The sequence below is a fragment of the Alteromonas sp. ABD4_190 genome (genome assembly GCF_056160105.1).
In genome coordinates this window covers 2,488,655-2,501,226 of the sequence record NZ_JBSWWN010000001.1, presented here as the reverse complement: position 1 = coordinate 2,501,226, position 12,572 = coordinate 2,488,655, and the positions used below count along the sequence as shown (strand labels likewise).

The following is a 12,572-nucleotide window of genomic DNA, read 5'->3' as shown; positions in this document are numbered from 1 at the left end:
GAATAAGGCGAGATAGAAACAAGGCTTGCACTTAAGAAAATAAAACAATAGGAAATCGCCATGCCTAAGGCTAGTGAAATTAAAAAGAATAACACTGTGGTATTTGACGGAAAAACTTGCATAGTGCGAGACATTGAACGCTCTGTCCCTCAAGGTCGTGCAGGCGGTAGCATCTATCGTATGCGCATGTACGATGTGGTAACAGGTGCCAAATATGATGAAACCTTTAAAGACTCAGATACCCTAGATATGGCTGACTTAATTCGTCGCCCTGCTATGTTTTCGTATATTGACGGCGAAGAATATGTATTCATGGATAAGGAAGACTACACCCCTTATCACTTGAACAAAGAGAGCATTGAGAACGAAGCTCTGTTTATTAACGAGGAAACTGACGGCATTCAAGTTGTTATCGTTAGTGAAGTGCCTGTTGCCCTGGACTTGCCTATGAGCGTAGAGCTTGAAGTAGTTGAGACCGATCCGTCAATTAAAGGGGCATCAGCAACGTCTCGTACTAAACCTGCCACACTTTCAACCGGGCTTGTGGTGCAGGTACCAGAGTACATCAGTACAGGCGAGTGGATAAAGATCAACACCGAGGAACGCAAGTTCCAAAGCAGAGCCGATAAGCACTAAGTCAATTTAACGTATTAAATTAGGCTGCCATCGACGCTTGTGACATTTTCTCAGCTTTAAAAAACAAAAAAGGGTTCAATCGAACCCTTTTAAATTGCCTTTATCTTAGTTTTTGAAAAGGTTATTCACCGTTTATTACTTAGCAATATTAGCCTGTGTAGGCAGTGCGCTGAACGCGCCGTACTGGGTTACTGTGTAAGCACCACAGCGAATAGCAAATTCAGTCGCTTCGCTAACATTTTCAAAGTTTTCAGCCCACGCATCGAACTCATCCGCATTCTTAACTTTGGTCGAAAGGAAATACAGGAATCCACCGATAAACGAATCACCGGCTGCAGTGGTATCTTTTACGTCCATTTTTGGCGAAGCCAATGAGCCGCTGAACGACTTAGTAATATAGTGAATAGGTTCGCCACCGTCTGTTACCAATACAACCTTCACACCGCTATCTAGCCACTGCTGTACTTTTGCATCGGCATTTTCTTCGCCGTAAAGCTCTGCAAGTTCTTCACGACTTGCCTTTAACACAGAAACTTTTTTAGCAGCCTCATCAATACGTGCTGGTGCATTAGCAGTATCATCCCAAAACGCTGGGCGATAATTAATGTCTAAACACACCATCATGCCGTTTTCCTTCGCCTTGTTTAAAATAAACTCGGTGCCAGGAATAAGTTCAGGGCCAGAAATTGAACCCGAACAGAAGTGCAGTACTGTATTTTTGTTGCAGTCAATGGTAGATAAGTCTTGTTCTGAAATGTGCTTATGCGCGGCATTATCTACGTAGAAGTCGAACGAACGTTCGCCGTCTTCATCTAAATTTACAAACGCCAGCGCCGTATTGCCTTCTTGGGTTGTCCACACAAAGTCAGTGTTCACTTTATAGTGTTCAAGCATTTCTTTAAGGAACGCCCCAAAAGTGTCATCACCCACTTTAGATACCATTGCGCTATCACCACCTAGTTGGGCAACTGCAACCGCCACGTTAGCAGGCGCGCCACCAGCGTAAGGCTGGAAAGGCTTCATGGCTGGTATGTTGCCATCTTTGGGCGCTGCACCTTGGCTTAACATATCAATAAGCACTTCACCTAAACACAAAATTTTCATACCAGCCTCACTCAAAAAATGTCAATAAAGGACGTTCACCTAGTGCGCACAATACGTAAGGTTAACGAATCGTTAATTAATTGCGGCATAGTATTGACGAACAAACCCATTAAATCAACCCAATTGATTTACTTTTTTCAGAAGGATTGTAGGATGTGTACCTATTGTATTAAAAAGATTAAAATTTTTATTTGAAAGGTCTGGTAAGATTCCTAGCTTCATTCTGGGAGTTTGAAAGGGGACACGTTCCTGCATTCCCACGCTTCGCTAGGAAACTTGCCTGCGCCTTCTGGATGGGCAATTATCTATGCGCATTGATATTATTAAACTCTTTTCATTTTTTAACGGTAGATAGTAATTACTTTGAATATTGAATCGGCTTTTCACCTGCCACAACAAAACGCACCAGAGTTACTTGATGATCGTTCTGCGAATGAGCGCGCGATCTTAACCCTAATACGGCAACGCATTGCCTTACCTAAAGCTGAAATTGCACAATTGACTGGCCTGTCGGCGCAGTCTGCAACGGTAATTATCAAGAAGTTAGAAACCGATGGATTGGTCAAACGCCTAAAGCCTATAAAAGGCGGTGTAGGGCAGCCTAAGGTACCTTTCGGATTGAATGCTAACGGTGCGTTCAGTATCGGCCTCAAAGTTGGTCGCCGTAGTTTCGACATAACCTTGCTCGACTTAAAAGGCAATGTTAAAGCCACCCTTCACGAAAAGTTCGCCTATCCAACGGTAAGCAACCTACTGAACTTTGCAGAGCGTGCATTCAATGTTTTAATCAAAAACCTAGATGCAGCACAGCAAAAGATGGTTAGAGGCTTAGGCGTAGCTATGCCTTTTGAAATTTGGAGTTGGGCAGAGGAAGCAGGCGCGCCGAAAAAAGAGTTAGAAGAATGGAAAGAGTTTGACCCACAAACCGCGCTTGAAAGTTTATTAAACCTACCTGTTTTCATTAAAAATGATGCTGGGGCTGCATGTAGCGCGGAGATGTCGTTCGGCAATCCAAAGCGTTACGATAGCTTTTTATATATTTTCGTTGGTACGTTTTTAGGCGGCGGTCTGGTACTTAACAATCAGCTTATCAATGGCAAAGCGGGTAATGCAGGCGCTATTGGCTCACTCCCTTTTTTTAACCAGAATCAGCAGCGCCAGCTAATAACACAGTCTTCACTTTATTTATTGGAAAGAGAACTGGAAAAAGCGGGGGAAGACGCCAAGCATATTTATGAGTCTCCTTCTTACTGGCAGTGCAATGCATCACTTGTAGAAAATTGGGTGGATGAAACGGCCAAAGGGCTGGCGTTCGCTTCACAGTGCGCGATGAGCCTTTTGGATTTAGATGGCGTAATCATTGACGGCGCCATACCCAGCAACATAAAAGAATTATTAGTTGAAGCAACCCAAAGTGCGCTGAAAGACTTGGATATGCGAGGAATTGCTCCCGCGCAAATTAGCCCCGGTCACGTGGGCGTAAAGGCCCAATCGATTGGAAGCGCAAACTTAGCGCTTCAGGCTAACTATTTTTAACTATTCAGATGTCCAGTTAAGGTTTTCATGACAGTAACTAGCAAAGTGATTCATATTCTAGATGGTGGTATGGGTCGTGAACTTGAAAAGATTGGTGCACCTTTTAGGCAGCCGGAATGGTCCGCACTGGCGTTAATGCAGACTCCTGAACTAGTGCGTGAGGTTCATACCCACTTTCTAAATGCTGGTGCCACTGTCATCACTACAAATGCCTATGCCCTCGTTCCATTTCATATTGGTGAAACCGCGTTTAACGAGCAAGCATTTTCGCTGGCCGAGTCTGCGGCTAAGCTAGCGAAGGAAGCCGTTACTTTTCAGCAGGATAAAAGCAACCAGTTATCAGTCGCGGGCTGTGTGCCACCTGCTTTTGGTTCGTACCGCCCAGACTTATTCGATGCAGAACGAGTGGCAGAGATTTTAACGCCTCTTATCAAAGCGCAAGCGCCTTTTGTGGATGTTTGGCTTATTGAGACTGCTTGCTCTATTGAAGAAGCTGATGCCGTAGTTTCACTAATAAAAACATTGTCTTCCCATCCCATCTGGCTGTCGTTTTCTTTGCATAATAGAGCGTCGTCAGACGAGCTTGTAACTCTTCGTTCAGGCGAGCCGCTAGAAAAAATCGCACCTTTGCTGGATCGTGTTGAAAGCGTACTTTTTAATTGTTCACAGCCTGAAGAAATGGAAAATGCACTAACAATTACGCGACAGTTGAATGAAAACATTGCTACTGGTGCATACGCCAATAGCTTCTCTGAAAGGAAGCGTCAGCATGAAGCTAACGCGCTTTTGTCAGAACTGCGCGACGACATAACGCCACAGCGCTATGTAGATTACGCTCAATCATGGATAGCGGCAGGTGCCAGTATCATTGGAGGCTGTTGCGGCATAGGCCCTGAACATATCAAAGCCATAAGTGATAGCGTAAAATCTTAAAACTGAAATCACACTAGCGCAGATCAGCGGCGTCAGTGCGCAAAATCCTGTGTTTCAAAGTACACTAGAAAAGGCGATTCGCAGTGAGTAAAAACCTCTTTAATTTGGGCTTTGCTCGGCACACTTTCGCCCAGCATGTTTCCTAAGGTTTTCTGACAATCGCCGACGATAAGCAATGCATCAAAGGATGGGCGTTCGCCAATGAGGTGAATGTATAGATACTTGTCACCGAGGCTGATGCGCGTCCACTTTTCATCAGGCTCATATGTAACGCTATCTTCGTCAGAATGTGGCGGTTTGTATTGTTTTACCAAGCGACGTTTAAACATCAGCTTTTCAAATGTCAGTTCCGATTTACCCAACCACTTAGTGCCGCCTCGCTCAAAATGACCTTTATAAAACTGTGCTGGAATAGAAAGTCTTTCACCATCAACAAGTTTATTTAAATCAAAATTTTCTGGTAACAGGGTCACCATGTTGCTGTGAGAGGTTGAGCCTGCTTGTAGATACGCAATTAGCGTAGCTTTATGCGGACTTCCTACTGCATAAATAAGTTGGTAATCATGTGGCGAATAATAAAGGGGTAAGTGACTCGCATAGAGTTCAGCGCCATCTGTAAATAGCACCATACCGTGAGAACCAACTCTTTTGTGGTTTTTATGGCCGGCGTGTATAGAAGAACTAGCATTGGATGCTTTACTAATGCCATCTGCACTTAGTTCTTTTGTGGTTGTCGCCGTTGCTCCCGTGCACACCATATATAAACACAAGACAGTCAAATAAAGACGCTTCATAAACCTTTTACGCTTAATAACAATTTTATTATGGCGATACTGGCACAGGAACCACCTACAATTAAGCTACAATAAATACATGTATAATTCCCAACCGGAAACAATGAGGCGGCAAACCCGTGGATATTGAAGACTTAAGAAAATTTATTGTTGTTGCCCAACATGAGAACTTGAATAAAGCGTCTGTGCACTTATCGGTTACCACAGGCGCATTGTCTAAAGTGGTGAAACGCATAGAACAACAGTTAGAAAGCCAACTGTTTGACCGCGTAGGTAAACATATTCGACTCAACCAACGAGGAAACAAATTCCTTATTTATGCCACTCATCTTGTTCACGAAGCCGATCAGGCACTCAGTGAGTTTAGGGGTAATACTGCTTTATACAACATTACCGTTTCTGGCCCATCACTCTTGCTTCAATATTACTTGCCAACTTTGCTTGCTAAACCTTCCTCTTCACAAGATCGCTTTCACGTCAATATCCACGCTTGCTGGGAAGGGAAAGCGCTGGATAGCGTTTCTAAAGGGGGGAGCGACGTGGCTATCGCCACCTCTTTTGCAATGGAAGAACGAGAGAAAGACCCGTCTCTGCATAGCATATTATTAGGGTCGTCTACCTATGTGGTTGCGGCCGCAAAAAATCACCCTGCGGTAGCTGAAGCAAAGAACGGTATATTAACAAGTCAAAGTTTGTTCGCTTTCGCTTTTGCTTGTCCTGACGTTTCACCTTTTTGTGGAATAAAACGGGGCATAGGCTCTGATGGGTGGAGAGACGACAAAGTCCCCCGCTCTATACACTATCGATGTAATGATTTTGGCACACTGCTGTCTATTGTCAGGCAAGGACTGGCTTTGGCCTACGTACCTGACTTCATAGCGAAAAGTCATGATCTTACTTGCGTGTCCGTATCAGATTATGACTTTTGCCATGAAGAGCATTTTGAGTTGATTTACAAACCGAGTATGGCATCAGGCTGGCTCAATCGGTTTGTCGATTCAGTTAAAAGCGTTATTTAGTAACCACATTTTTGGCGCCTTTAAGAAGCGCCTCTTTATCAATTTTATTGGGCACTTCTACGCCACGTCTTGCTGCAGGTCTCGCTTCAATACTGTTCTTCCAACGTATCAAGTTGTCCAAGCCTTCAATGCTAACGCCAGACCATTCGTAGGTACGCACCCAGCACCAGTTAGCCATGTCAGCAATACTGTAGTTGTCTACTAAGTATTCACGATCCTCTAGCCTGCCATTGAGCACGGTGAACAGACGTCTAACTTCGTTTTGGTATCGATCAATAGCAATAGGGATTTTTTCTTCTAGATAACGATGGAACACGTTGGCTTGCCCCATCATCGGGCCTATTCCACCCATCTGAAACATTAACCACTGGATAACTTGGCTCTTTCCCTTAGCATCGTTCGGCAAGAACATTCCGGTCTTTTCAGCGAGATAAATCATAATGGCGCCGGATTCGAAAACAACGTGGCCATCGGCTTCTCTATCTACGATAACCGGTATACGTCCGTTCGGGTTCATGGCTAAAAACTCAGGGGTTTTCTGCTCGCCTTTCATTAAGTTTACAGCATGGGCAGTATATTCAAGTCCCATTTCTTCAAGCGCTACCGAGGCTTTCCAGCCGTTCGGCGTAGCTGCAGTGTATAAATCAATCATTAGGCTTTTGCACTCGCTCGGTTGCTTACGGCCTCATACCAGCGCGCTAAATTAACGTGGTCGTCAGTCATACGAATTTTTACCACTCGGGCGAAATCCATAGCACATAACGCGGTTATGTCGGCGATAGAAAAGGTATCGCCAGCGATATATTCTTTTACACCAAGTCGGCGTTCTAGAATATTGAGATATTTAGACGCGTTGATACCCGCTTCTTTGCCATATTCAGGTACAGGTGTCATACGATCTTTAAAGTAACCTGTGGTATGTTGAAAGCACATGCCAATTTGCATCATGAAGGCTAACTCTACTTGGCGCTGCCACATAGATATCGTTGCTTTTTCAACGGGCGTTGTTCCCATTAAAGGGGGCTCTGGTTGCAATGCTTCAAAGTAAGTACAGATCGCATCGGTTTCTGCAATACAGGTACCGTCATCTAACTCTAGGATGGGTATTTTCCCTAATGGGTTTTTAGCGCGCATTTCTGCACTTAGGTTTTCACCTTTTTGAATATCGACTTGCATGTAATCAACATCAATGCCTTTTTCGGCTAAAAACATGCGTACTCGACGCGGGTTAGGTGCCGTTTTCGTTTCGTATATTTTCATAATGATTGCCACAGACCTTATGACAGAATGTTAAATATAGGGTTGGTTCTAGATTAGTAACTGCACATACCGCTTTCAAATCACTCTGCCTATGCGTAGAACTATTCAGTTCTTTTATGGTTATACCTCTTGGGTAATTTTAAATACTGAAAAACAATGAAAAGCCAGTATTGGGGTCCGATCATTAGTTATGAGCCCGTAATCACCTTAAGACGTTTTATTTCATTATCAGTAAAGCGTGCAGACAGGTAATCGCGCTGGGCATCCTCTGCCTCGCTCGGCGAAAGTGCCTGCTGCGATAGGCTTTCACGAAACGCCTGATAATCTGCAATTTTGCTTTCCCATTGTGCCTGCTTTTCCCAGGTTTTCGCGAAGCGGTCTGCCACTGCACTACCAAACTCGGCCGCCACAGCGTTATAGCGGTCGCTAATATCGCTATAGCTGCGTTTTATCTCGTTGATGCGATGCATATTAAGCGTTGGCTGAAAGGCTTCCCGTTCGGCTTCATTCCCTGCTTTGATAGAAGCAACGATTAACGCTTTTCTTTCCTTTCTGGGTAGCGCGTTTTCTTGGGCGATACGCAAGCGCTCCAGTGCTGCTTCGTCAGCTTGCGCTTCTTGGCTAAATAAATAGTCGTATTCGGTGTCGTTGAAGTAAGTGCGTCTTATCTTTTCGCGCTCATCAAGTTTGTAAGACACATCCTGCAAACTATGAGTAGCCAAGTCGACTTCTGTTTCGATAGAAGAAAGCGCCACTTTATAATCTACATAACGGGTAAATAAGTCAGACGCTACCGCTTGGGTAGTTGGTGTAAACACGGTGCTAACGTAAGTGGTATAGGCAAACTTAACGGTTTGAGGGTCTCTTGTTGTGCGCGCAAAAATGAAGCGGTCAAAAGCATCTTTGGTTGAATAGTTAAGCTCAAAGGGAATAAGGTTTCTATTTGCGTTTGCTGCTTCGTTTTTTAGAGGGTGGCGCGCACCTGTCTCATTATGCGTTGTTCCATTCTCGCCCAGTTTTTCACTGGTTTCTTTTTGCCTGCTAACTTCCAAGCGTTCGGTGGAAGACCCAGCACCATTGTTTTTGGTGTCGGGTGCAAATTGGATATAAACAATAGTACCCAATACTAACAGAGCAACTAGCCCTGTAAGTATTGGGAACGCATGGCGTACTTTACCTTTTGTCACTACAAGCCCAATCTCTTAAGTCGATTAGCCTGACGGACAAACACATCTACCGGATCGGTTTCAAACCAGTGCGTAATTCCAAAACTCTGGTTCACTTCATCGAGGTGATTCATTTTGTAGTTATCTTTTAGCACCTTACCCAAGTGCGAGCTACACGTTGAGACTAAGCCGTCGTTTGGCTCTTTAAACACTGTGCCAGTAATAGCAAGGAAAGGGTCGACAACGTCCAGAGCATTGGTATAGGTTCTTCCGCCACTCCATGAGAAATAGTACACGCCATTTTCAGCCAACATCTTACCGTCGTTTCGGCAATAGGCGGTAGGCATGCCTTCAGGGTATTTTTTATTGAATGCTACTGAGCCTGCAGTTGACAAAGAATCAAGTGCAGCAATTGAGTCGGTGGGCTTGTCACGCGGATCTGATCCAGACGCAATTTCAATAATATTGGCAAATGCATTAACAACGACGCCAGCGGCGCCTTCTCCCACAGAGCCCTCGGCGAATGCGTCCCGTAGCTCATCTGCGACTTTACTGCCCCAATTAACACCGGCGACAGAGCTTACCGAAGCGACTTTTTCTGGTGCCACACTTGCGGCGTAACGTGCCGTTGGGCCGCCGTGACTATGCCCAATAAGATTCACTTTGTCTGCGCCTGATAGGGCGAGTACTTCGTCGATATACTCAAGCAACTGCTCGCCGCGCACCTCTGTGGAATTTGCTGGTGAAACTTCAGCAATGTATACCACAGCGCCGTTGCGGCTGAGTTTATGCGGAACCTTATAAAAGTAATCTACAAAGAGTATGTCTTCAAAGCCAAACAGGCCGTGGACCAATACTATGGGGTTTTCAGTTTTTGCGTATGTTCCTGCGAAGGCTTGTCCTGCTCCTCCAACTAACGAACTGACCCCTGCTGCTATGGTAAGTAGAGTGACAATGAGAGCACTCCTTGCTCTACTATTTTTGGATTTTCTCATCGTGTATGCCTCATAATTGTAACGTTGTGGTCCGTGGTCAGACCTTTGTTATAATTATGTAAACATATTGTAAAGATCAACCTTTGTGTTGAAACTTTAATAAGGAGGATAGTCTCGCAGTTGTGAGATTTATCGTCAGCTAACCGTCAATGACCATTAAATTCAAAAAGATAGTGTTCACAAAAGAGTATACTCGCCCATACCATTTTCGCTCGAAATACAAACCATAAACAAAACTGATAAACCCTCATCAATTTCTGGAATAGGATTGGATAAAGTTTACCGCAAGGCTAGAAGTGGTTAGCCACTCTCCCTTGAAAGGGTTGAGTTTCATACCTATCTGATGTTTCAATGTAAAGTCTTCCCCGACCCATTTTTCTAATTCACTAGGTTTTACAAACTTTTGCCAATCATGGGTTCCTACAGGCAAATACCGCATGACGTATTCAGCCCCCACAATAGCAATCACGTAGCTTTTGATAGTACGGTTTAAAGTGGCAAGAATGAGCAACCCGCCCGGTTTGACTAAGCTAGTGCATTCATCAATTAACTGCTGCTGATCAGGCACATGCTCTACCACTTCAGCATTTATAACAATGTCATATTGCTGTGCTTCTTTAACTAGTTCACCGGACAACATGTGTTTATAGGTTACCGACACACCACTTTTTTCAGCATGGCGTTTTGCCACTTCCACACTTACCGCACTTGCATCAATGCCGGTTACCTTCGCGCCAAGCTTCGCCAAAGGCTCGCTAATAAGCCCGCCGCCGCTACCTATATCAACAATAGACAAAGACGAATAATCAGGTAGGAGGTTACCCTTACCGAAATGGTTTTCTATTTGCGCTTTAATGACATCTAAGCGCGCCCGATTAAACTCAAGGGCAGTTTTATATTTGCCGTTAGGGTCCCACCACGACTCTGCCAGCGAATCAAAGCGCGAAATTTCCTCTTCAGAAAAGTTAACTTTCTCGGTTTTTTTACTTTTATCGAGCACGATATTTTACCTTTAAGCGTAATGACTCTAGTGCTTTTTTATTGACCCCTATCATTCAGGGTTCTAAGGTGAGTACATTGAGATGAGCACTTAAAATGTTCACCTTTATGTTTCTTTAGAAGGCACATAGATAAAGACATTTAAAGATTATACGTTGTGAAAGAGGGTTCTGATTTTGGCAAACGCAAAAAATGTTTATGGTCGACCGCTGCAATTATGTTGTGGAAACACGGGGTTCACCCGTGAAGGTTTTTGCTATGTACCCGATGCTGACGTGGGCAATCACAGTGTATGTGCTGTGGTGAGCGATGAGTTTCTACAATTTTCCCTGCGACAAGGTAACGATTTGATAACCCCCTGGCCTAGCATGTCTTTCCCCGGTCTACTCGATGGCGACAGATGGTGCCTGTGCGCTGCTCGTTGGTTAGAAGCGTACGAAGCCGGTGTTGCGCCCAAGGTGCGACTGGAAGCTACCCATGAAAAAGCCCTAGATATTATTCCTCTATCTTTGTTAGAAGAATATGCGGCTGACAAAAACTAGGGGATTGGACAAGATATTTTCCACTGACAAGCTTCACCGTGAGCTTTTCACACCAGGTATTGATTGATGAAACTAATTCTAAAAAAGAGCATGCTTGCCTAAACATGCTCTTTTTATTTATTAATAAAAAGCTTTCTTAGCTTACTGGGGCGTTCGAATAACCATAAGTCGGGTCTCAGACATATCCTCTATCGCGTAGCGAATACCCTCACGACCTAGTCCTGAATCTTTAACGCCCCCATAAGGCATGTTATCCACACGCCAGCTAGGCACATCGCCAATAACAACGCCGCCCACTTCTAGTTCATCCCAAGCTTTATGTGCTTTATAAATATCGCGAGTAAACACACCAGCTTGAAGTCCGTAACGACTGTTGTTTACTTCTTTAAGTGCGTCGTCGTAGTTGTCGAAAGGCTCTAGAATAGATAGCGGACCAAACGCCTCTTCGGCATTGGCATCACAGTCTTTGGGCACGTTTTCCATAACCGTAGCTTCAAGCATTGCCCCTTCGCGAGTACCGCCACACAGGATAGTTGCGCCCTTTTCTTTGGCCTCTGTAATCCAACCGTGTAAGCGTTCAGCTTCGCCTTCAGAAATCATGGGGCCTATGAAAGTATCTTCGTTTGAAGGGTCACCAGACACCAATGCTTTTACTTTTTCTACATAGCGTGATTTAAATTCATCATATATTTTACTATGCACTAAGAGGCGCTGAACACTGATACAGCTTTGACCAGACTGATAGTAAGCCCCAACAATCACGCGGTCGATAGCGTCTTCAATGTCTGCATCTTCATCAATTACGCAGGCTGCATTACCGCCTAGTTCCAGCACAACTGGCTTTTTACCAGCCTTTGCTTTAAGCGCCCACCCCACATCCGGAGAGCCCGTGAAACTTAGCAGTTTTAGTCTTTCGTCTGTGGTAAACAAGTCAGCGCCATCACGGCTACACGGCAGAATTGAAAACGCCCCTTTGGGCAGATCTGTTTCTGCCAATACTTCGCCAATAATAAGTGCCCCAATAGGTGTACGCGAGGCCGGTTTAAGCACAAATGTGCAACCTGCGGCAATGGCAGGCGCCACTTTATGAGCAGCTAAATTTAGCGGGAAATTAAATGGTGATATAAACGAGCATGGGCCAATGGGGACCTTTTTGGTCATACCTTGATAACCTTTTGCCCGCGCTGATATTTCTAAGTTTACCGTTTCACCATTGATACGAACCGATTCTTCTGCGGCAATTTTAAAGGTGTCTATTAATCGGGTCACTTCGCCCTTGGCATCTTTAATAGGTTTACCTGCTTCAATACACAAAGCTTGCGCCAGTTCGTCTGCGCGCTCAGTAAAGCGTTTAACACAGTGCTCTAACACCGCTTGTCTTTCGAAAGGAGCCATGGCGGCCATGGCCGGCTGCGCTTTCTCTGCCGCAGCTATGGCTTTATCAATGGTATCAGCACCAGCCATAGCAACTTTAGTTGCAACTTCGCCGGTATATTTGTTGGTTACCTCTAGGTCGGTGTTCGCGTATTCGGGTTCACTGGCTAAATAGTATGGGTAGCTTTCCTTCAACATTTTTTAACTCCTTACC

General features: G+C 44.6%; 13 protein-coding genes. 5 read left to right on the top strand and 8 right to left on the bottom strand.

The window, feature by feature from the left end:
• Positions 1 to 60 precede the first annotated feature (60 nt).
• Positions 61 to 636 carry an elongation factor P-like protein EfpL gene (efpL, locus tag ACXAFM_RS11035; protein WP_474829438.1) on the top strand — a complete coding sequence of 192 codons (576 nt, stop codon included), beginning with the start codon at positions 61 to 63 and terminating at the stop codon, positions 634 to 636.
• A gap of 135 nt (positions 637 to 771) precedes the next feature.
• Here the strand turns inward: efpL and ACXAFM_RS11030 are convergent, their stop codons facing one another.
• Positions 772 to 1,740, bottom strand: coding sequence for a carbohydrate kinase family protein (locus tag ACXAFM_RS11030; protein ID WP_474834590.1), 969 nt, complete (start codon positions 1,738 to 1,740; stop codon positions 772 to 774).
• Positions 1,741 to 2,103: 363 nt separating this feature from the next.
• On the opposite strand from ACXAFM_RS11030, the gene ACXAFM_RS11025 reads away from it, so the two are divergent.
• Together ACXAFM_RS11025 and ACXAFM_RS11020 are read left to right on the top strand one after the other, a co-directional pair.
• On the top strand, positions 2,104 to 3,276 hold the full coding sequence (locus ACXAFM_RS11025; protein ID WP_474834588.1) for an ROK family transcriptional regulator: 1,173 nt from the start codon (positions 2,104 to 2,106) through the stop codon (positions 3,274 to 3,276).
• A 27-nt stretch (positions 3,277 to 3,303) separates the two neighbouring features.
• Positions 3,304 to 4,209: a homocysteine S-methyltransferase family protein gene (locus tag ACXAFM_RS11020; protein ID WP_474834586.1), complete on the top strand. Its 906-nt coding sequence runs from the start codon at positions 3,304 to 3,306 to the stop codon at positions 4,207 to 4,209.
• Positions 4,210 to 4,241: 32 nt separating this feature from the next.
• Here the strand turns inward: ACXAFM_RS11020 and ACXAFM_RS11015 are convergent, their stop codons facing one another.
• The gene (locus ACXAFM_RS11015; RefSeq protein ID WP_474834584.1) at positions 4,242 to 5,003 is read right to left on the bottom strand and encodes a hypothetical protein; all 762 of its coding nucleotides are present in this window, start codon (positions 5,001 to 5,003) and stop codon (positions 4,242 to 4,244) included.
• Between the two features lie 119 nt (positions 5,004 to 5,122).
• Between ACXAFM_RS11015 and ACXAFM_RS11010 the strand changes: the two genes are divergently transcribed.
• Positions 5,123 to 6,022 carry a LysR family transcriptional regulator gene (locus ACXAFM_RS11010; RefSeq protein WP_474834582.1) on the top strand — a complete coding sequence of 300 codons (900 nt, stop codon included), beginning with the start codon at positions 5,123 to 5,125 and terminating at the stop codon, positions 6,020 to 6,022.
• Here the strand turns inward: ACXAFM_RS11010 and ACXAFM_RS11005 are convergent.
• The 5 genes from ACXAFM_RS11005 to ubiG form a co-directional block, all read right to left on the bottom strand.
• Positions 6,015 to 6,674: a glutathione S-transferase family protein gene (locus ACXAFM_RS11005; RefSeq protein WP_474834580.1), complete on the bottom strand. Its 660-nt coding sequence runs from the start codon at positions 6,672 to 6,674 to the stop codon at positions 6,015 to 6,017. The two genes, ACXAFM_RS11010 and ACXAFM_RS11005, sit on opposite strands and share 8 nt — an antisense overlap.
• Positions 6,674 to 7,282, bottom strand: coding sequence for a glutathione S-transferase family protein (locus ACXAFM_RS11000; protein ID WP_474834578.1), 609 nt, complete (start codon positions 7,280 to 7,282; stop codon positions 6,674 to 6,676). The genes ACXAFM_RS11005 and ACXAFM_RS11000 overlap by 1 nt, the downstream gene beginning before the upstream one ends.
• Before the next feature lie 188 nt (positions 7,283 to 7,470).
• On the bottom strand, positions 7,471 to 8,469 hold the full coding sequence (locus tag ACXAFM_RS10995) for a lipase secretion chaperone (protein ID WP_474834576.1): 999 nt from the start codon (positions 8,467 to 8,469) through the stop codon (positions 7,471 to 7,473).
• A complete protein-coding gene (locus ACXAFM_RS10990) occupies positions 8,469 to 9,443 on the bottom strand; it encodes an esterase/lipase family protein (RefSeq protein ID WP_474829420.1) in 975 nt (324 codons plus the stop codon). Before ACXAFM_RS10990 ends, ACXAFM_RS10995 begins: the two co-directional genes overlap by 1 nt.
• Positions 9,444 to 9,693: 250 nt before the next feature.
• Complete coding sequence (ubiG, locus tag ACXAFM_RS10985; protein WP_474834574.1) at positions 9,694 to 10,443, bottom strand: bifunctional 2-polyprenyl-6-hydroxyphenol methylase/3-demethylubiquinol 3-O-methyltransferase UbiG; 750 nt, start codon at positions 10,441 to 10,443, stop codon at positions 9,694 to 9,696.
• Between the two features lie 175 nt (positions 10,444 to 10,618).
• On the opposite strand from ubiG, the gene ACXAFM_RS10980 reads away from it, so the two are divergent.
• Positions 10,619 to 10,984, top strand: coding sequence for a DUF2237 family protein (locus tag ACXAFM_RS10980; protein ID WP_269918491.1), 366 nt, complete (start codon positions 10,619 to 10,621; stop codon positions 10,982 to 10,984).
• A 141-nt stretch (positions 10,985 to 11,125) separates the two neighbouring features.
• On the opposite strand, the gene ACXAFM_RS10975 is transcribed toward ACXAFM_RS10980, so the two are convergent.
• A complete protein-coding gene (locus ACXAFM_RS10975) occupies positions 11,126 to 12,556 on the bottom strand; it encodes an aldehyde dehydrogenase family protein (RefSeq protein ID WP_474834572.1) in 1,431 nt (476 codons plus the stop codon).
• Between the last annotated feature and the right edge of the window lie 16 nt (positions 12,557 to 12,572).

What these genes read in the sequence shown, in the direction of transcription:
- ACXAFM_RS11015 (WP_474834584.1), bottom strand. Translation starts at nt 5,003, where the DNA reads ATGAAGCGTCTTTATTTGACTGTCTTGTGTTTATATATGGTGTGCACG.
- ACXAFM_RS11005 (WP_474834580.1), bottom strand. Translation starts at nt 6,674, where the DNA reads ATGATTGATTTATACACTGCAGCTACGCCGAACGGCTGGAAAGCCTCG.
- ACXAFM_RS11020 (WP_474834586.1), top strand. Translation starts at nt 3,304, where the DNA reads ATGACAGTAACTAGCAAAGTGATTCATATTCTAGATGGTGGTATGGGT.
- ACXAFM_RS10975 (WP_474834572.1), bottom strand. Translation starts at nt 12,556, where the DNA reads ATGTTGAAGGAAAGCTACCCATACTATTTAGCCAGTGAACCCGAATAC.
- ACXAFM_RS11000 (WP_474834578.1), bottom strand. Translation starts at nt 7,282, where the DNA reads ATGAAAATATACGAAACGAAAACGGCACCTAACCCGCGTCGAGTACGC.
- ACXAFM_RS10990 (WP_474829420.1), bottom strand. Translation starts at nt 9,443, where the DNA reads ATGAGAAAATCCAAAAATAGTAGAGCAAGGAGTGCTCTCATTGTCACT.
- ACXAFM_RS11030 (WP_474834590.1), bottom strand. Translation starts at nt 1,740, where the DNA reads ATGAAAATTTTGTGTTTAGGTGAAGTGCTTATTGATATGTTAAGCCAA.
- efpL (WP_474829438.1), top strand. Translation starts at nt 61, where the DNA reads ATGCCTAAGGCTAGTGAAATTAAAAAGAATAACACTGTGGTATTTGAC.